This window comes from Salmonella sp. 2020_1459 (genome assembly GCF_043847915.1).
GTDB classification, from domain to species: domain Bacteria; phylum Pseudomonadota; class Gammaproteobacteria; order Enterobacterales; family Enterobacteriaceae; genus Salmonella; species Salmonella enterica.
Map to the genome: position 1 here is coordinate 887259 of NZ_JBCMFA010000001.1, position 16557 is coordinate 903815.

Sequence of the window (16557 nt, forward strand, 5' to 3'; positions counted from 1 at the left end):
CCTCCGGGAAACCCCGGCCTTTAGGCCGGGGAGCAGTCAAACATTCCTCCCGTCCTGCGCCGGTTATCCGTCGGCGGCGTCCCCCTGCCCAGCAGAATAATACTGCTGTCTCCACCAGCCGGAGTGATGCGATCCACCCAGAAGGTGTCACCGAGAATGGTTAGTGTGTCCGGGCGCTTCAGATGGACTGTCAGGGATGTTTTGACAAAAAATGTAGGCTTGTCTCCCTCAATCCGGACACCTCCGGCGGCATACGACACACTTTCAGGATCGTCAAATACGCCCGTAAGCGTGGCCCCTGCCAGAACGCCGGAGGTTATTGTTGCTACCGTTCCCATCACCCGGAGGATGGCATCATCAGCCTGAGAAATCGCGGTATCAAACAGGTTTTCGGACTGCGACATATCGCCACCCTTACAGTTCAATAATAAGTCCTGCAGCAATCAGCTCGTCCACATCGTGTTGCGAAATACGCGCCGGGTTTCCCGCCATAACCATATCCAGTTCCCGGTTACTGTCCGGATCGATGGCGCAGATGTGTAGTGTACGAAGCGCCCTGATAAGTACCCGTTCGGATCTTTGCCCGATCCCGGGCGGCACTATGGATTCATCACTGTCATTTTCCACAGCAGGCAAATGCTCCGCCTCCGCTTCCTCTTCCCATTCCATGACACGCTGGCTGAGTTCAGCGGCGCTCCCGGACACATCCGGATCACGACCAAGCCGCGTCGCAAGCTCCCGCAGACGCTGTATATTCTCTTCTTTTGTTGCCATAAAAGATCCTCCCGCAATTTGTAACAATAAAGGCCTGAATCAGGCCTTTTGGGATGCTTAACCGACAGTGACAATGACAAACTCATCCGGGTCCGGCAGGACCATCAGCGGCGCAGACTGCGTCATGGTATATTCATTCGCCGGATCCCCCACCGTCAGCCAGTGTTTGGGATAACGGGTGGCGGCAACAATACCCTCCGCGAGCGCCTGTGAATCCTGAATGGCACCATAGCAGCGGATACCTTCTGCCGCCGTATTTCCCAGAACCAGAGTCCCTTCAGGCAGGTAACGCTTTTCGGTCCCGTTATCAGCAACATAGGATGTTTTAGCCACCACAATGGCCAAATCTCCGTAATACCCCTTGAACGACACCACAGCCCCAAGGTCCTTCACCGCCGTTTCCAGCTGAGAATTTGAACCGCGGCGTGTATCCAGTTTTTCACGGAACAGCTTAAAACCGTTCAGCAGACGCCAGACTTTCCCGTCCATCACGGCAATATTGATCAGACCGGATGCCTGGTCGCAGTACATATCCAGATCATAAGTCGGGTCAAAGGTTTCCCTGTCCTGCTCTGACCATTTTTTACCTGTGGCCTGAATAATGTTATTCCCGGCGGAGCGACCAAAATCCACCTCCACGGTGTCAAACTGCTCGCCCTGCATGGTGTATTTCCCGTTCAGCACCGCACTGACGGCCTGCATCTCCTCCACCTGGACGATGGCCTTCTCTTCCTGCTTCAGGTTATCGGTCAGAATGCGCAGACGACGGTAGGCCGGATCGTTAAGCCTGGCCGGGTCTTCACCCGGCAGACGCTCAACAACCTGCGCATAGTTAACTTCATGCTTCGGTTTGACATACCCCGGACGCAGTACGCGCGTTTCCCCGCCGCGGTTACGCAGAACCTTCCCTCCAACCACCGGAGATACATAAGCGGCAATCGGTGTTTTTCCGGTAATTTTGTCCAGCATGACTTCCTGGGTAGGAAATGTCACAGTACGGCGAAAAAACAGGCTCAGGAAGAGTGGGTTAAATTTAACTTTCTGCTCGGTATAACCCAGCAACTGGCGGGTGGTAAACAATCCCATAAATGGTGTCCTCCGGACGTTAAATACGATAAAGGCCGCTTCGCGGCCTTCTTATTACGGTAAAGCGGCGTGACTGACGGCGCTTCCGGCGAATGCATTTGCCTGCTTAATGGCGTCCACACTCTTCGGCCATGCCAGTGATTCTGTGGCAAAGGTGCCGCTCTTCCAGTACGTCAGCAGGTTTTCCGACCCGTCCAGCTCAAGGGCCAGAACCCCGACCGCCGTTCCGGCCTTCTGCCCGTCCCAGGCCACCAGTTTCCCGGTGGTATCATCCAGCATCAGGGGCGTCAGCATCGGTGTGGCCGCCGTTATCCCGCTGACTCCCGTTGCGGTATGTGCCGGATCGTTACCGGCGAAAATGCGGTTATCCGCACGTTTCTCAATAGTGGTGGTAAATGACATACTGTCTCCTTATCAGGTGGCTGAAGTACCGGGAATACTCATCAACAACGTCGTTTCGGTATCATTACTGTGGCCTTTGCCGCCGGATACGGGGTCCGGGGAATGAGACTGCATGAAAGCATCAAATGCGTTGTTCATGCTCAGCCCCGCATTACCGGATTTGTCCGGCGCGGCAGCCAGCAGGTCACGGGCCTGATCTGTGGTCATACCAGGCATGACAGCCAGTTTTTCCGCCAACTCTTCACGGCCTTTCGCCTCATCAAGCGCCATCACGGCATCATAAAGTGACGTTGCCGCAGCGATCGGCGATGCTGCCAGAATGGTTCTGGCCTGTTCCACCGTCATCTCCGGCATGGCCGCCAGTGTCTGTGCGAGTGTTTCCCGACCACCAGCTTCTTCCAGGGCAAGCATACGGTCAGCGGTGCTGGTCGTATCCGCCGGCGCGGCGGCAGCCAGAATAGACTTCGCCTGAGCAACGCTCATTCCCGGCTGCCCGGCCAGCATCTGTGCCAGTGCCTCATGCCCCCTGGCCTCCGGGCAAACCAGAATTCCCATTACGCGCTGGTTTTCCTGCGTGACAGCGTCAGCTGCACTTAATTCAGGCATAGTGCCTCCTGTCTTGTTACTGTTGATAGCTTCTGCCATCACGCCGATGGCGTCAGCAGCATTCACCATTCCATCTGCCAGTCCGGTAGTGATAATGGCCTGCCCGTCATACACTGCCGCCTCCGTCGCCATTACCGCATCGACAGACAACCCCGTGTACCGGGCCACTTTTACTGCAAACATCTTTCTGGCCTCGTCCATTCGCTGCTGGTAGTCGGCATGGACGCTTTCCGGTAATTTCTGGCTGGGCGTCAGATCAGCCTTGTGTGCGCCAGAATAGATAAGGGTGATATCGATCCCTTCCTGTTTCAGTTTTTCGGCGTAACTGGTATGCGCCATCACCACACCAATTGATCCCATTCTGGACGTCTGGGTCACAAGGCGGTGCGAACAGGCTGCCGCCAGCAACATGGCCGCCGAACAGGCTGTTTCATTTGCCAGTGCCCAGACAGGTTTCTGTTCGCGCATCCGGTAAATCATGTCAGCACAGTCAAACGCCCCGGCAGCCTGACCGCCGGGGCTGTCAATATCCAGCAGAATGCCTTTTACCTCCGGATCTGAAACCGCCTGTTGTAGCCGGGCAGTGATACCGTCATAGCCGGTCATCCCTGAAAAGGGACGCATTCCGCCGAGTTTATGAACCAGTGTTCCGGTCACGGGTAATACCGCAATACCGTTCACTACCTGATAAAAACGTGCCTGCGGCTTTCCGGTCGCCATAAAATCGCCTGTGACCAGTGCCATATCCGACTGATCCAGACTTTCGTTATTACCGGGAATGTGCAGGCTGTTAATGCCTGACTCCCTGCCCAGCGCGCAAAAGAAAACCCGCGCATAGGCGGGTTCAAGCAGCAACGGAGCACTGGTTGCCTGGCTGATGATGTGCGGGAGATTACGTTGCACGCTTTTCCTCCTCCGTCTGACGGCTCGCCGCGATCTGTTGTTGATAGGTATCGGTGATCCATACCGGACGCGAAAGTCCGGCTGTCCGCCGTTCTTCGGATTCCCTGACCTGCTGGCGGAATATCTCCTGGTAATCCTCGCCCATAATGGCGAGTTCTTTTTCATAGGTACTCAGCCCGGCCTCAATACGCATCACGGCTTCCTGAACCTCCTTGAGTCCGTCAATCGCCATACGTCCGGCACCAATCCACTCCGATCGGCTCCAGCTGGATCGGGCCTCCCAGAAGGAAAACCTGGCCCGGGGTGCCCGGATAACTCCCCGTATCAGCGCCTCCTCCAGCCAGCAGGAAAACATTTGTGTCGCCAGCCGTCCGGCAATGAACCGGCGCCGCCCCAGGAAATAGCGCCAGGACTCATTGGCAGATGCGCGGGCGCTGGAATAGCTGACCTGAGAATAATCACGCGAAAGCTGCTCATAAGAGACCCCCAGCCCGGCGGCAATATACCGGAGCAGCGCCTGCTCCAGCGCCGAAAAGCCATTATCGGAATCCTGCGCAGTCTGCAGATTCAGCTCATCACCCGGGTACAGGTGGGGAATTTTTACACCTCCCAGTTTGATACTGTTGGTACTGTAATAGCGGGCATAATTTGCGAGCATGTTAACAAGGGGCGTATCTTTGTTATCTGCCGCCGTGATGTATTCAAAGGCTTTCTCGGAATCGAGTTCGCTTTCGATCGTGGCGGCGTACATGGCTTTGACAATCGCGGACTGAAGCTGCGTTGCCTGCAGGGTATCAAGCATCTTCAGCCGCTCCATCACACTGTAAAACTGATTGGCACCGCGCGTCTGTCCGTCCTCAACCGGCTCGAAAATATGTAACATCGCGGGTCGTCCGGACGGCAGAAAACGAGGAATACGGGTCCAGCGTTCCCCACCAGCCACCGGCCAGTCATCATCACAGACATGATAGGCGAGGGCTTTTCCATTCCGGTCCGTTTCCACTCCTGCGCGAAGCTGGCGGTTTCCGCGGGCATACCCCGGTGTGTCCACCCGTTTCGGACTGACAGCCTTGAATCGGGTACGGAAAACCTGCGTGGTTTCAGCGTCCCAGACAGGCTGGAGAAAAATTTCACCATTAAAGGCGTGAACGCCCACGCCTTCACGGATGAACTCTGTAAAAGTACGCTTCCCCTCGGCATCCATTTCGCCAAAAATACCATCGCAATATTCTGTCCATGCAGCTTCAACCTCATCCACAAAACTCTTCGCTGCGCTCTCACGCATACCAAGATAGCGCCAGTTTGGACGATAGCTGATAAGAAACAGGTGTCCGACAATATGATCCTTGTGCAGCGCCACCGCATTTGCTGCAATACCATTATTACGGACCAGATCATCAGCCCGCGCATTGCCGAGGCGCAACGAAGGCAGCAGCGCGGCATCCACGCTTTCCGCCGGGGGCATCCAGTCAGCCATCTGTCCGCCGAAACCGATCCCCCCGCCGGTGTATCCCAGACTTTCCCGCAGCGGCGTGCCGTGAACATCCACCAGAACCGGGGTGCGCTTCACAGTCTCACCCCCACAGGTGCCCGGCGGCGACCATTGCACAGTGACGCCTCAAGTTCCGCGACATATTTTTTCAGATCCCCCACCGATGTCGCGGTAAATTCAACCCGTCGCCCGTCTTTCTGAACCGTCGCCACCCGTTTTCCCGTCATCAGGTCATGCAGCGCGACGCGGGCTTCCTGTAGCTCAGTGATTGTTGCCATTAACTCCTCCTGCCAGCATTGCGGCCAGTTGTTCAAGTGTCGGGGTATCCTGCTCTTCGCTTTTCCTTGATGTCGCCAGCGCCTCCAGATCCAGTTGCCAGCGCTGCACAGACACCCGTAACGCTGCACTGGCATAGACAAGACAATCCAGCGCTTCGTTACGACGTCCTTTGGCATCCCATAACAGCCGGAATTTTCCGTTAACCAGTTTCTCCACCAGCTCTTCGGCTACCAGTTGCTTCGCTTCCACCTCCGTAAAAACATCCGGATTATCCGGAAAGCGGATCGCATAAGGCGTGGCTTCGTCGGCAGGCGCAGTAACCGCCCCCATTCTGGCGTAAAGCATTTCTTTGGCAGTATCAGTACCGATTTCGCACAGGAATACCCCGCTCTGGTTGCGTTTTTTAGGCATGGTAATAACGGGTTTTCCGTAAACGGAGGCCCCTTTGACAGGCAGCACGCGGAAAATGCCGTGTTTTTTTGAGCGTTTATAGACGATTTCTGCATCGATACCGCCGATATCCCAGCAGATACGGGAAATGGAAATATCCGTCCCGTCAGCATGACGATATTTTTTATTAATGACGGCATCCACACGCTGCAGGGTATCTTCATCATCATGCCGTCCCATGATAATTTGCTTATCAATAAGGAAAGCCTCTTCGCCCGGCGCCCAGCCCCAGACATACATTTCATAACGGTTACGCTGGGAGTCGATACCAGCGGTCAGATACACCACCCGCTCCGGAACCGGCGCCGCATAATGAATCACTTTTTCCAGCAAAAGCTCATGGCTGAGTTTTTCGGCCACCGCCTCTTCATAAGGCTCGCCCAACGTGGTGTTTATAAAGGTTTTCACACCATTTGGATCTTTCAGCGCATCCAGCCAGTCATAAATAATCTGTATCCAGGTGGTAAAGGGACTGTAAGCCGTCCAGATATGAAAGGTAATGGATCGTGGCGGCGGAACCTCCTCACCGGACGCGCTGAAATAAGCCAGTCCATCGCGTGTCCACATGCCTGTGTTATCGCAAATCCAGCGGCCTGCTTTCTGATCAAGTTCCGATTGACGGATCACGCATCCATTATGTTCACAAAGGTAATACACCGTCTCCGGCTTGCTTTTCTCCCATTTCAGACCGAACGGCGTACTGCCATCACCGAATTTAAGGTACTGTTCTTCGCCACAGTGCGGACACGGTACATGAAAACGCATAAAATGCGCCGATTCATTTGCCGCCTTTTCAATCTGGCATGACCCTTTGACTTTTGGTGTGGAGCCCCGAATGGATTTAGGCCAGACAGAACCTTCAATACGTTTATCCCCCAGCAGCGTCGGCGAACCTTCTTTCTCGACATCCGGCTCAAAAGATGACAATTCGTCATAGCAGACCACATCCACCGATTTTTCACGGTAGTTTTTGGCTGCTGCACCGCCGAGGCACCAGAACCCGACACCGGAAGAAAAGCGTTTCAGGGTGAGCGTGTTATCACGATGTTTACGCCCGAACCAGGGGGCCAGCTCCAGCAATACAGGAACATCCCTGATAGTCGGCTCCACGTGGGATTTCATAAAATCCTCAGCGGATGAGTCGGTCGGCTGGAACAGCAGGCTGTTGCGCGACTTGTGCTCTATGAAATAGCCTTCCACCCCCAGCAACATTTTGGTATAGCCCACGCGGGCAGACTTAATGAGGTTTACAACGCGGATCAGTTCATACCCCATCGCGTTCATTATCGCTACCTGAAACGGCAGCGTTTCCCATTTGCCGGGGGTGTAGGAGGACTCTTTTGGCAGATAGTAATACTTATCAGCCCACTGCACGGTGGTAAGCGGTACGGGAATATGAAGCGCTATCAGCCCGTTAGTTATGGCTCTGTTGGCATTATTCGCCCTGCGCTCTCCGGAAATCATCGGTCCACTTCTCCACATCCGCTATCGTGGCGGCCCTGCCTGACGCCCTGGCGATTTCCGTTCTGACCACATCGATGTGCGACTGGCACAGATCAGGATATTTGCGCTGTAATACCAGCGGTACCCTTGACAGTATCCCTGCTATTTCCTGAGCCACCCGTTGCAGGATGTAGGTGAACAGTTCGGTCTCAAGAACCAGCCCTTCGCGCTCAGCATTTTTAAGTTCCTGCGCATCCGCCTGGGCTTTTGTCAGGCGGTAGCGCTCATAGTCGATGGTGCCGGGATTAAGATCTGATTCCGCAGCGGCACGTAAATCATCAACCTCTTTACGCAGCTTTTCATTTTCAATAGACGCATCACGCTCCGCGTACCATGAAATCGCTGCCGCGGTGTCGAACACTGCTTCGTTACCTTTTCCTCCTCCGGAAACAAGTGGCAGCCCCTGGCTTTGCCAGGCTGTGACAGTTCTGACGTCACAACCAAAAATTTCAGCCAGTTTTTTTTTGTTCACGTTCATGGAAAAGTCTCCCGGAAACAGGAAAGGATCTGCGATCTTCGTTTTTAACTAAAAACGTTATCCAGCAGATCCTTTCTTTTTTCTAAAAAAACCTTTAAAAACACGAAATAAACGATAAGAAGAACGGATCTGGCTTTTCCCTGAAAATTTTCATAAGGAGTGAAATCCTGCGACGCTGCCGCCCCGTAACAGGCAGAATTCCCGGAAAGGACCCTGGAAAAAACCGAACAGTTATTGTTACAATATAACAATTAATCATTTTAACGCTGACTGAGGGTCTTACATATGAAATTCAAGAGTATCGCTAAAACTGTTTTTCTTTTTGCACTGCTAACCTCAGCTGGCTTTGCAACTGGTAAAAACGTGAATGTCGAATTCGATAAAGGACAAAATAGCGCCCGCTATTCCGGCGTAATAAAGGGATACGATTACGATACATATAACTTCCAGGCCAGAAAGGGGCAGAAAGTACATGTAAGTATTTCGAATGAAGGCGCAGATACCTACCTGTTCGGGCCAGGAATTAGCGATTCCGTTGACCTGTCCAGATATTCATCTGAACTGGATGGCAATGGCCAGTACACGCTACCGGCGTCCGGAAAATACGAACTGAGAGTACTTCAGACACGTAATGAAGCCCGTAAAAACAAAGCGAAAAAATACAGCGTCAATATTCAGATAAAATAAATGCCAGCCTGGTCAGGGGATTCGTTCCAACACCAAACTTTTCAGCCACTGGGTTATTTCATGAGGTGTACCAGTTTTTAGCGTCTGGTTACGTTTTTGAGGTGTACGAAAACTGGCTTATATCAGTACGATAAAAACGCGATGTGGTAGTACGCAGACCTAGAGACATTGTCATGTTTATGCATTTCTGAAACTCCCCCGCAGGTAAGCTCCTTTTCCCTCCTGCGGGAATTTTTTATTTGCACTGCGTCCGGATGTACTCCTGCAAATACTTCAGTTTTTCCTGATCGCTGATGATTCCGGCGCGGATATCGAGAACGTTTTGTCCAGCAACTGGAGAGAGTTCGACGGTGGCAGCATTGCCCACGCGGCGGGTACTGGCGGTTTTGGTTGTGGTTGTGGTTGGCACTGTACAGCGTCCTTCGACACGCACCCGGCTACCAGCAGCAAGGCGGCGCTGCAAATCAGTATTCCTGTTTTGTGCATCAGCTAGTTCCTTTGTGTATTTTGCATCGAGGGCGGCAACGTCACGCTGGCGCTTCGTCATATCGGTAATTGTCTCGTTCGCCAGCTTCAGGTTGTGAGTAGCAGTATCACGCTGGTACTTGTAAGTGATAGCGTTATTGCGGTAATGCTCTGTTGCCCATGCAAGTGCAGCAATCAGCAAAGTCACTGAGAGTTGCAACCAGTATTTTTTAAGTAATACAGGTAACAGATTCATACCAGCACCGATTTTGCTTTTTCAAAGCGCTCTCGCCGATCTCCGATGCCGTTCTGCCCTCCGTTGATTATCTGTGTAACGCGTACCATGTCGCCGGAATATTTCAGACACCCTTTAGTCGCGAAGAACCACGCTGCACTACGGGCAGCATACGTATCCTGTGCCAGTAGATCCGGATGGGCAACGAGCTCAGTTTTGATCCCGTTACCGCAATCACGGTAGTTGTTCAGACCTGTGATCTGGATAAGTCCACGCCCGCGGTAGTTCCAGCCGTCGCCAGGCCCGTTGTTACCCATTCGCTTGCTGTATACCAGATTAGCTATTGCACGCTGTCGCTCGAGCGGAAGCGCCTTCTCACAGGCTTTTCGCCCAAGAGTACTGGCCTGATCTGGAGTGATTCTCCCGGCGCGGATGAATCCGGTCAGCCCGGCGATACTGTAGTTGAAGCTCTCCACCAGCCTTGTAAAACCAGCGCTTTCATGTCCCGCCTGAGCAATGAACATGGCCTGATCCAGTGGAGCAGTAATACCGAATTCGCTCATTGCCGCCGTAATATGTGGATACCAGCGCGCGGCCAGTTCGGCGCTGATACCAGCCGCCTGCTGAAATTGAGACTCGTTCATGATTAAACCTTGTTATTATCCCCACCGATACGACCACTGATAAACTTCATTGCAAAGCCGCGGATCGCATCCACGCCGATAAGGCCGACGCCGCCACCAATCGCAACAGACAGGGACTTGGGCCAGCCGAAATATTCCAGCGCAGATGAGAAGGTCAACGTCAGGGCACCACATAGCAGAATTTCGAGTGTTTTTTTCTTCCAGCCACCGTTACCGCCAAAATAGGCAATGCGCAGACCGGCCATAAATAACGACATCAGAACAGCGCCCAGCGGCGTATCTCCTCGCCACCAGCTCTGGAACAGCTCCAGCCAGCCCTGCCAGGAATGGGGATCGTTGTGCATTTTCATAAGCCTCACCTCCGATAGCTCGGATGGCGCAGTGTGAAGTAGGAAGGCCGCCAGGTGGATTAACGACAAAACTCAGAGGGATTATTCCGGACGGCACAAACAGAAAAGCCCCGCACGATGGCGGGGCTTGAATTTATTTGGTCGACGATTGAAGCTATGGCGACGATATCAGATTTACATAAAATATATGCTTTTCAGTTCGGTTTTGCAAGACTTTGTACATAATTAGTCGCCTTTTGTTGTGAACGTGATCGTGTTACCGCAATCAATGCACTACTGTCGAGCTTAATAAAACAGCTACGCATTACAAGCCAGTGTGGTAGGTATATCTCCGTCCAGGTTGATTTAGCCACGCCTGCAAGTTCTGCCAGTGCTTGGAATTCGTATGTATCTTTACCAGCCAGATCAGCTTTAACATCCTGCGCTGCAAGCCAGATAAGCTGGCGCAGGCGGTCAATAGTCTTTTTAGCTACCCGCTTACCCTCCAGTTGCTGGCTGAATTGCTCCCAGGCCCACTGTGTTATCTCGATCTGGTGTTCCCAGCAGGTATTCTCACTGTAATTCCACAACAACCACGCCTTGTAGTGTTCATCGAGTGAAAGAACCGCCCGGCGCCATGAGGCAGTGGAATATTCCACAGGCTTCACCAGCGGGATAGCGCTTCCTTTCGCCAGCGACTGCTTGCCGGGGATTGGCGGGTTATTTAACGTTATCCAGCTTTCTGTTTCCTCGTCCCAGATACGCTGTTTTTTTCGGGGATAGTTTTTCGTGTCGAATTGCGCGTTCTCCAGCCAGGCCAAAAGCTGCCCTTTAGTCTCCCCGCTTAAATCGGCTGTCGCTACCATTAGCTGTTCACGTACATACTGGAGGTATAGAGCGTTCATTGAGTAAATCCTGTGAACTGATAAATACGAACAAAATTGCGCAGGATGCGGTAGTCAACCAACACCGACCCCGGACGGCGGTAAATACGGAGGCGCTGCCAGCGCATGCGGAGTATCTCGATCAGTTCTGGTTTCATGCGGCCTCCAGCTTTTTTAGCGCACGCAGATCCGCCAGAGCCGCGAGCCTGATTTCCTTCAGCTCCTCGACCGTCCAGCGGTGCGGGGTGTTATTGTTCTCGAGTGCCAGCACCGCCGCCTCACCGTAACGCTCAACCAGCGCGGCACGATATGCTTCGATGTTCCCTGATTTGTAGACGTTGCAGACATCACACTGAAGATGGATGTTGAAGCGAGTAAAGCGCAGATGCCCGGCGGCGGCCGTACTCCTGTAATGGCCTGCATGCCATGCGAATGCCGTCTTCGTTCCACAGGAGATGCAACCGAGTCCTTCTGCCAGTTCGGTTTCGCGGCAAATGTCATTTACGGCGCGCTGCGTCAAGTCAATCCAGTGTTTCAGCGGCTTAACCGCGGCTTTCCGCTGGCGCCAGGCGGCGCGTTCTTTTTTCTCAGCGGCGCGCTGAAGGGATTGCGCCTTACGTTGCGCGGCTTCGCGAGCTTTTCTGGTTTGTTCTTTGCCGACGGCGCTGGCGCACTGGTACGAGCAAACGATCTGCCCCTCGCGTATCGGGTGAAACCACTGGCGGCATTCTTTGTTTGCGCACTTACGGTGCGGTAATTTAGCCATGTTCACCCCCAGACCTTTTGGCGTAAGGATTTTGGCGTCCGCACCCGGTGTGCATATTCAGGTAATTTCGCGCTGACAGTCCAGGTAATGAAGTCAGGGTTCAGGCTCTTTTCTGTCCTTATGCCCCGCTTCTGATAATCCGATATCAGAGTGTCTGCCTGCTCGGTTGTGCAGTCGTGATGATGGAACCAGGAGTATTTCATCGCCATCACCCCGCAAAGCTCATGAGCTGGGCGGCGGCGTTCTCGGCCTCGCGCTGAGTACGGAATGTACGTGATAAAATCCACCGCCAGAGCACATCAAGCGCGGATTTATACAACTGCTGAAATTCGACCTCATCCATGCTGGAAAAAGCGATGCTGCGGGGATGTTTGCGGAGGGTGCCGTCCGGTAGCTGGATGGCGTCATAGTGACCAGCCTCAACCGTCACCCATGCGCGGTAGGCATCGAATGATTTACACAGGCTAATCCCGTTTGTTACCCGGCGGTTTGCAATCTGTTCCAGATACTGTTCAGCCGCATCCAGTAATGCGCTTTCATTCCCGCCATATGCAGCGAGAAACTTTGCATAACCGTTTACCAGTTTGCGCTCATTGGCAGAAATGGCGCCGCCGGTGGGTTCCCAGTATTCAAACCCAAGATTAAGCAACGCGAAAAAGCGGCGATGGAATGCAGGATTCCTCACCTGACGGAACTCAGCCACCAGCACGGCGCCGAGTTTGATTTTTGATTGCAGAATATCACTGGTCTCCGGCGTTGCGGGGATCAGAATTCCAGATGACTGCTTGATGAGTTGTAATTCGTGCGCCATGGTGTTCTCCGTGGCGCAGAAGGTTAACGGTTGTTCAGGCCGTTGATTTCATATTATCAGAAGGTGGTGTTACCCGGTAGCCGAGACGGCGAATAAAATGCATAAAACCGTTGGGAGTAAAAACTTCTTCATCATCCAGCAAAGGACGCATAGATACCATGCCATTTACACGATAAATAAGATGCCTGCCTGATGATGGAAAGCTAAACACCACGCAGCCATCAGATCTTCTTACAATGTCATACCAGCTATCTTCTGACTTTTGCAAAGCTGAATTACTCAATTTTTGTTCTCCCTTCAGGCGATATACAGACGCGGTTAAAAATTGTCGGCAGCAGCATCAAAGGGATACGCAAATTGCGGTATTCTGAAAAATGCGCGCCAGCATTAAGCGCAATGTTAATAAAACCAGTCGTCAGCGCTTTCCCACGTTTCCTGCAGAATGCTCTGTATACGTTTTTTATCGCCATCAGCAGCACCGACGATACTCAGACCATCCTGACTGCCTCGACGGATGGTTAAGTTGCAGTTTTCATACTGATTCTGGAGACGGGTAATTAATTCTTTTTCAAGTGCAGGAACGGCACCTTCCGGAAGCTGTTTTGTCCGGCTGATAACAAGTTCAATTCTCATAATTCCCTCTACACTTAACTACTGTATATAAACACAGTATACCTGTTAGAAAGAATATTCAAGAGGTGAATAGCACTTTTTGCAAAAGCTAGAATGTTGTTTCATATCAGATTTTAGGCGGAAAAACCCGCCGCAGCGCGCTGCGACGGCTTCTTTAAGAGGGTTGATAGATAGATTAATATGTAACGGTGCCGGATTCCCAAAATCGCGACATCCAGCCCCCTTCTTTAACTGGTGCTTCAATTACACCATTTGTTACTTTCAGATATAGTGTTTGATATAATTAAGGCTCGCATTTCCATATTGTATTTTGAACCCCGCTTCCTTTTGGTAGGTTGGGATTCATGTTAGCGCTATGGATGTACACGGCTTTTGACTTTCCATATTGCTGACAAGCTTTAACGGCGGTGTCGTGAAGACTATCAAGGCCGTACCACCCATCAGACTGGATGCTTACTTTGTCGCCATCGTTGTACTGAACGGCAGCGCATCCGGATAATAAACATGCAGTAATAATTACAAAGGTTTTCAAACTGAAGTACATAAACTACTCCTTATATTATTGGAGGGATTATACATCACTTCACCTCCTGCTGTGGTGCTGCGGGCAGTGGCATCCAGTGCGTAACAAAGATGTGCTCAATACAGTTCATCTGATTGCCGCCTCGCATGTCAAAAAATAGTCCAGAATGCTCATCAAAATATGAAACATAACGATATCCCAACTTGTTATGAACAATTACTTCTTGCCCGTCTTCTGGCATCCGCTCACTACAGCTTATCCAACTATCCGGAGTTACCGGAGAGTTGCCAGCCTGTTTGGTACCCTCATCAATGAAGGTACCATCACTGCCCTTTTCGTTGGCATCGCCAGAATGGTCTACCATTTCGAGGTGTTGCTCGGTATGGTTTCCAGCCTGAAGCATGGCGGCGCGGCATATGGATTGATGGTGTCCACGACCCCTCAAAATCGAAGCCGTCTGGAGAAGTCCACAGACCATAATTACCGGGGTTTTGAATTGCGCTAGCCCGGTAAATGCGCTGTGCATCCTCTCTGCTGCAAAGATTGCTGTTAGCGTCCACTGGATGTCCGTCTTCGTTACCAATGCAGGAGAATGTTTCGCGCCCCCAGATGCGATCGCCGACCTCACCAAATGGACACGTAAACCAGATATCACCGCCGCGTTCGCAATCCTCCGCCCATGGCCACAGCGAGCCATCATCACGCTCGGCCACTTCAGTAAACCGCGTCTGTTTCCATTTGATAGGACGCCGCGTCTGCGTCTTCCTGCCGTCAATAATTGCCCGCACCATTTCGCCGTTAAAAATCATTCCGCGCTCTTTCATTTGGTTGCTCCTGTTAAATCAGACCGGCGTCTTTACGTTGTTTGTATTTCGCCATTAACATCTCGGCTGGCGTTGGACCGCGATCCCGCGACGGCGCGGATAAAGCGCGACGAACAGGCGGTATGGGTTTACCTGAAAGAACTCGCTTTTCCCAGTCATGCAGGATGTCACCAGCGGCCCGGATAAGTTCCTTTTCACTTAATTGCCCCTCAGTTCCACGGCGGCGCAGCTCCAGGCAGACGTGGTAATACAGCGGATTTTTATCTCTCCATGGGAACTGCTCACTGGTCGGATAACGGAAAACAAGCTTCCGCCAACGCCAGTATTCGCTCATGATGTCATCAACACTGACCCCGAGTGCTCCACTCTCCTCACGGCACCACGAAATAAACTGACCTGGCGAAGGCCAGAACGGAGACTGGCTGGAGCGGGCTTTTTGCATACCGGCGGAAAGTTGTTCACGGGATGTGATGCCTGACTCTGCGAAGGCGGCGATCCATTGCTGCTTTGCAACGCGAATATCATCGCCAGTACGGAGGTTCGTCTGAGTGGATGCCGGAAATACCTGCATGAGGTTTTCAAAAAGCATATCCACCAGCTTTTCAGCATCTGCGTTAACAACCTTACGGCCCTCGTAAGAATCGCCAGCCATGCGCGCCAGCATTTCGCCATCGCGATTCTGAATTGCACGATAAAGATCCGGGGTCATATAAATTTCTCCCATGCTTCAGCACTGTTCCAGTGCGGGCCAGTTTCGGATTTTCTTGCGCTGAAATCTGCGCGTGGCTTGCGAGTTGTGTCTTCGCGATGAAGGGTTAGCGTGTCCCACTTGGCGCGGAGCTTTGCGGGGGAGAGAATATTCTTGTACCAGAACGAGTCTTTGCAGGCCCACCTGAACAGCTCACAAATCTCTTTGTGGGTGCGCCCGTCCAGCTCACGCATCAGGCGTATATCATTAGCCCAGCCAGCCATGTTCGGTTTTTTCAGGGATGGTTTAGTGATATTGCGCAGTGCCAGCATCCACTCAGCGCAGCGGAGATCGTCAGAAGTCCCCCACTTGTCACCTCTCGGAGTCTGGACAGCCGCGTCGGGAACAACTTTTGAAATTCTCTGACGTACATTAAATACGTTAGTATTTAATATATATTGTTCATGATGTGCGCTTATATGTGCGCCTTCATGTGCGGCACCTACCGACAAACCCGCGCCGTTACTGGCTTCATCATGTGCGCTTGTATGTGCGGCTTTATGTGCGGGCGAATGGTTCATTTTTTGAGCATATTCACTGTAATTTGTGATTGTGATCACCCTGCCTTTTCGTTTCTCTCCCTCGATGGAGATCATTCCTTCGCGGACAAAAACAGACAGCATCCTTTCCACTGCATCGCGACTTGTCGGATTGCCATGACGATCACACAACTGAAGCCCGAGATCTGCTGCTGTGACGACCAGTTGACCGGGTTGCAGGCGCCATTGCCTGCCCTTGAAGAATGCTGTATACGGATCTCTGGCCGCGCCCAGCAGAAGGTTCTCCCACAGAGTGCGCAGGAATACATCTTTCGCCCAGGGCTTCTTCAGTACACTCCGGTACAACGGGATGAATCCGGTCTTCTGGTTCTCCATCCTGTTGCTCCTTGCGGCAGCATGTGCCGCAAAATTAGCGTAAGCGACGTTAGACACAGTTAAACCTCCTGTGCCTGGCGTTTTTGAATAGCGTTTGTCATAATGACCTCGCAATGAGTACGCAACGAATTGCACCAGAAAGCCGTTGGTGACCCCTCAC

General features: G+C 52.3%; 23 protein-coding genes and 1 pseudogene. 1 reads left to right on the top strand and 23 read right to left on the bottom strand.

Annotated features, from left to right (window positions below; genetic code table 11):
- Positions 1-20: 20 nt before the first annotated feature.
- From ACH0VJ_RS04550 to ACH0VJ_RS04590, 9 genes are read right to left on the bottom strand one after another with little or no spacing between them, the layout of a single operon-like run.
- Positions 21-404 (bottom strand): head-tail joining protein, encoded by a 384-nt coding sequence (locus ACH0VJ_RS04550; RefSeq protein WP_000083294.1) that lies wholly within the window; start codon positions 402-404, stop codon positions 21-23.
- 10 nt (positions 405-414) lie between these two features.
- Positions 415-774 (bottom strand): DNA-packaging protein FI, encoded by a 360-nt coding sequence (locus tag ACH0VJ_RS04555; protein WP_000201486.1) that lies wholly within the window; start codon positions 772-774, stop codon positions 415-417.
- 57 nt (positions 775-831) lie between these two features.
- A complete protein-coding gene (locus ACH0VJ_RS04560) occupies positions 832-1860 on the bottom strand; it encodes a major capsid protein (RefSeq protein ID WP_000522566.1) in 1029 nt (342 codons plus the stop codon).
- A gap of 54 nt (positions 1861-1914) precedes the next feature.
- A complete protein-coding gene (locus ACH0VJ_RS04565; RefSeq protein WP_000011260.1) occupies positions 1915-2262 on the bottom strand; it encodes a head decoration protein in 348 nt (115 codons plus the stop codon).
- 12 nt (positions 2263-2274) lie between these two features.
- Entirely contained in the window at positions 2275-3771 is a 1497-nt protein-coding gene (locus ACH0VJ_RS04570) for a S49 family peptidase (RefSeq protein ID WP_001189496.1), read from the bottom strand.
- Positions 3761-5341, bottom strand: coding sequence for a phage portal protein (locus tag ACH0VJ_RS04575; RefSeq protein ID WP_000831820.1), 1581 nt, complete (start codon positions 5339-5341; stop codon positions 3761-3763). Before ACH0VJ_RS04575 ends, ACH0VJ_RS04570 begins: the two co-directional genes overlap by 11 nt.
- Complete coding sequence (locus ACH0VJ_RS04580) at positions 5338-5541, bottom strand: phage head-tail joining protein (protein ID WP_000201415.1); 204 nt, start codon at positions 5539-5541, stop codon at positions 5338-5340. The genes ACH0VJ_RS04575 and ACH0VJ_RS04580 overlap by 4 nt, the downstream gene beginning before the upstream one ends.
- Positions 5525-7456, bottom strand: coding sequence for a phage terminase large subunit family protein (locus ACH0VJ_RS04585; protein ID WP_000623092.1), 1932 nt, complete (start codon positions 7454-7456; stop codon positions 5525-5527). The genes ACH0VJ_RS04580 and ACH0VJ_RS04585 overlap by 17 nt, the downstream gene beginning before the upstream one ends.
- Complete coding sequence (locus ACH0VJ_RS04590; RefSeq protein WP_001102153.1) at positions 7428-7973, bottom strand: terminase small subunit; 546 nt, start codon at positions 7971-7973, stop codon at positions 7428-7430. The genes ACH0VJ_RS04585 and ACH0VJ_RS04590 overlap by 29 nt, the downstream gene beginning before the upstream one ends.
- A 285-nt stretch (positions 7974-8258) precedes the next feature.
- Here ACH0VJ_RS04590 and pliG point away from each other — a divergent pair, with 285 nt between their 5' ends.
- Positions 8259-8660: a g-type lysoyme inhibitor PliG gene (gene pliG, locus ACH0VJ_RS04595; protein ID WP_000669693.1), complete on the top strand. Its 402-nt coding sequence runs from the start codon at positions 8259-8261 to the stop codon at positions 8658-8660.
- A gap of 235 nt (positions 8661-8895) precedes the next feature.
- Here pliG and ACH0VJ_RS04600 read toward each other — a convergent pair whose 3' ends face one another.
- The 14 genes and pseudogenes from ACH0VJ_RS04600 to ACH0VJ_RS04665 all read right to left on the bottom strand — a co-directional run bounded on the left by ACH0VJ_RS04600 (position 8896) and on the right by ACH0VJ_RS04665 (position 16397).
- Entirely contained in the window at positions 8896-9381 is a 486-nt protein-coding gene (locus ACH0VJ_RS04600) for a lysis protein (RefSeq protein ID WP_001537406.1), read from the bottom strand.
- Positions 9378-10004 carry a glycoside hydrolase family 19 protein gene (locus tag ACH0VJ_RS04605; RefSeq protein ID WP_001005894.1) on the bottom strand — a complete coding sequence of 209 codons (627 nt, stop codon included), beginning with the start codon at positions 10002-10004 and terminating at the stop codon, positions 9378-9380. The genes ACH0VJ_RS04600 and ACH0VJ_RS04605 overlap by 4 nt, the downstream gene beginning before the upstream one ends.
- A 2-nt stretch (positions 10005-10006) precedes the next feature.
- On the bottom strand, positions 10007-10348 hold the full coding sequence (locus ACH0VJ_RS04610) for a phage holin, lambda family (protein WP_162264800.1): 342 nt from the start codon (positions 10346-10348) through the stop codon (positions 10007-10009).
- Between the two features lie 200 nt (positions 10349-10548).
- Complete coding sequence (locus ACH0VJ_RS04615) at positions 10549-11238, bottom strand: bacteriophage antitermination protein Q (RefSeq protein WP_000993184.1); 690 nt, start codon at positions 11236-11238, stop codon at positions 10549-10551.
- On the bottom strand, positions 11235-11375 hold the full coding sequence (locus tag ACH0VJ_RS04620) for a YlcG family protein (protein ID WP_000801757.1): 141 nt from the start codon (positions 11373-11375) through the stop codon (positions 11235-11237). The genes ACH0VJ_RS04615 and ACH0VJ_RS04620 overlap by 4 nt, the downstream gene beginning before the upstream one ends.
- Positions 11372-11983, bottom strand: a complete 612-nt coding sequence (locus ACH0VJ_RS04625; RefSeq protein WP_001096499.1) for a recombination protein NinG — start codon at positions 11981-11983, stop codon at positions 11372-11374. The genes ACH0VJ_RS04620 and ACH0VJ_RS04625 overlap by 4 nt, the downstream gene beginning before the upstream one ends.
- 2 nt (positions 11984-11985) lie before the next feature.
- On the bottom strand, positions 11986-12192 hold the full coding sequence (locus ACH0VJ_RS04630) for a hypothetical protein (RefSeq protein ID WP_001241016.1): 207 nt from the start codon (positions 12190-12192) through the stop codon (positions 11986-11988).
- Entirely contained in the window at positions 12192-12794 is a 603-nt protein-coding gene (locus tag ACH0VJ_RS04635; protein ID WP_000929790.1) for a DUF1367 family protein, read from the bottom strand. Before ACH0VJ_RS04635 ends, ACH0VJ_RS04630 begins: the two co-directional genes overlap by 1 nt.
- Before the next feature lie 34 nt (positions 12795-12828).
- The gene (locus tag ACH0VJ_RS04640; protein ID WP_014343878.1) at positions 12829-13077 is read right to left on the bottom strand and encodes a hypothetical protein; all 249 of its coding nucleotides are present in this window, start codon (positions 13075-13077) and stop codon (positions 12829-12831) included.
- 116 nt (positions 13078-13193) lie between these two features.
- On the bottom strand, positions 13194-13427 hold the full coding sequence (locus tag ACH0VJ_RS04645; RefSeq protein WP_001217669.1) for a DinI family protein: 234 nt from the start codon (positions 13425-13427) through the stop codon (positions 13194-13196).
- A gap of 578 nt (positions 13428-14005) precedes the next feature.
- Complete coding sequence (locus ACH0VJ_RS04650; protein WP_000227529.1) at positions 14006-14314, bottom strand: DUF551 domain-containing protein; 309 nt, start codon at positions 14312-14314, stop codon at positions 14006-14008.
- Between the two features lie 225 nt (positions 14315-14539).
- Positions 14540-14774, bottom strand: a pseudogene (locus ACH0VJ_RS04655) (hypothetical protein); the annotation flags it as partial.
- Between the two features lie 13 nt (positions 14775-14787).
- Positions 14788-15483 carry a replication protein P gene (locus ACH0VJ_RS04660; RefSeq protein ID WP_001537422.1) on the bottom strand — a complete coding sequence of 232 codons (696 nt, stop codon included), beginning with the start codon at positions 15481-15483 and terminating at the stop codon, positions 14788-14790.
- Positions 15480-16397 carry a replication protein gene (locus tag ACH0VJ_RS04665; protein WP_000431315.1) on the bottom strand — a complete coding sequence of 306 codons (918 nt, stop codon included), beginning with the start codon at positions 16395-16397 and terminating at the stop codon, positions 15480-15482. Before ACH0VJ_RS04665 ends, ACH0VJ_RS04660 begins: the two co-directional genes overlap by 4 nt.
- Between the last annotated feature and the right edge of the window lie 160 nt (positions 16398-16557).

Bases quoted from the DNA above. Each gene is read 5' to 3' on its own strand.
- ACH0VJ_RS04550 (WP_000083294.1), bottom strand. From the start codon at position 404: ATGTCGCAGTCCGAAAACCTGTTTGATACCGCGATTTCTCAGGCTGAT.
- ACH0VJ_RS04555 (WP_000201486.1), bottom strand. From the start codon at position 774: ATGGCAACAAAAGAAGAGAATATACAGCGTCTGCGGGAGCTTGCGACG.
- ACH0VJ_RS04560 (WP_000522566.1), bottom strand. From the start codon at position 1,860: ATGGGATTGTTTACCACCCGCCAGTTGCTGGGTTATACCGAGCAGAAA.
- ACH0VJ_RS04565 (WP_000011260.1), bottom strand. From the start codon at position 2,262: ATGTCATTTACCACCACTATTGAGAAACGTGCGGATAACCGCATTTTC.
- ACH0VJ_RS04580 (WP_000201415.1), bottom strand. From the start codon at position 5,541: ATGGCAACAATCACTGAGCTACAGGAAGCCCGCGTCGCGCTGCATGAC.
- ACH0VJ_RS04585 (WP_000623092.1), bottom strand. From the start codon at position 7,456: ATGATTTCCGGAGAGCGCAGGGCGAATAATGCCAACAGAGCCATAACT.
- ACH0VJ_RS04590 (WP_001102153.1), bottom strand. From the start codon at position 7,973: ATGAACGTGAACAAAAAAAAACTGGCTGAAATTTTTGGTTGTGACGTC.
- pliG (WP_000669693.1), top strand. From the start codon at position 8,259: ATGAAATTCAAGAGTATCGCTAAAACTGTTTTTCTTTTTGCACTGCTA.
- ACH0VJ_RS04600 (WP_001537406.1), bottom strand. From the start codon at position 9,381: ATGAATCTGTTACCTGTATTACTTAAAAAATACTGGTTGCAACTCTCA.
- ACH0VJ_RS04605 (WP_001005894.1), bottom strand. From the start codon at position 10,004: ATGAACGAGTCTCAATTTCAGCAGGCGGCTGGTATCAGCGCCGAACTG.
- ACH0VJ_RS04610 (WP_162264800.1), bottom strand. From the start codon at position 10,348: ATGCACAACGATCCCCATTCCTGGCAGGGCTGGCTGGAGCTGTTCCAG.
- ACH0VJ_RS04615 (WP_000993184.1), bottom strand. From the start codon at position 11,238: ATGAACGCTCTATACCTCCAGTATGTACGTGAACAGCTAATGGTAGCG.
- ACH0VJ_RS04620 (WP_000801757.1), bottom strand. From the start codon at position 11,375: ATGAAACCAGAACTGATCGAGATACTCCGCATGCGCTGGCAGCGCCTC.
- ACH0VJ_RS04625 (WP_001096499.1), bottom strand. From the start codon at position 11,983: ATGGCTAAATTACCGCACCGTAAGTGCGCAAACAAAGAATGCCGCCAG.
- ACH0VJ_RS04630 (WP_001241016.1), bottom strand. From the start codon at position 12,192: ATGGCGATGAAATACTCCTGGTTCCATCATCACGACTGCACAACCGAG.
- ACH0VJ_RS04635 (WP_000929790.1), bottom strand. From the start codon at position 12,794: ATGGCGCACGAATTACAACTCATCAAGCAGTCATCTGGAATTCTGATC.
- ACH0VJ_RS04645 (WP_001217669.1), bottom strand. From the start codon at position 13,427: ATGAGAATTGAACTTGTTATCAGCCGGACAAAACAGCTTCCGGAAGGT.
- ACH0VJ_RS04650 (WP_000227529.1), bottom strand. From the start codon at position 14,314: ATGGTAGACCATTCTGGCGATGCCAACGAAAAGGGCAGTGATGGTACC.
- ACH0VJ_RS04660 (WP_001537422.1), bottom strand. From the start codon at position 15,483: ATGACCCCGGATCTTTATCGTGCAATTCAGAATCGCGATGGCGAAATG.
- ACH0VJ_RS04665 (WP_000431315.1), bottom strand. From the start codon at position 16,397: ATGGAGAACCAGAAGACCGGATTCATCCCGTTGTACCGGAGTGTACTG.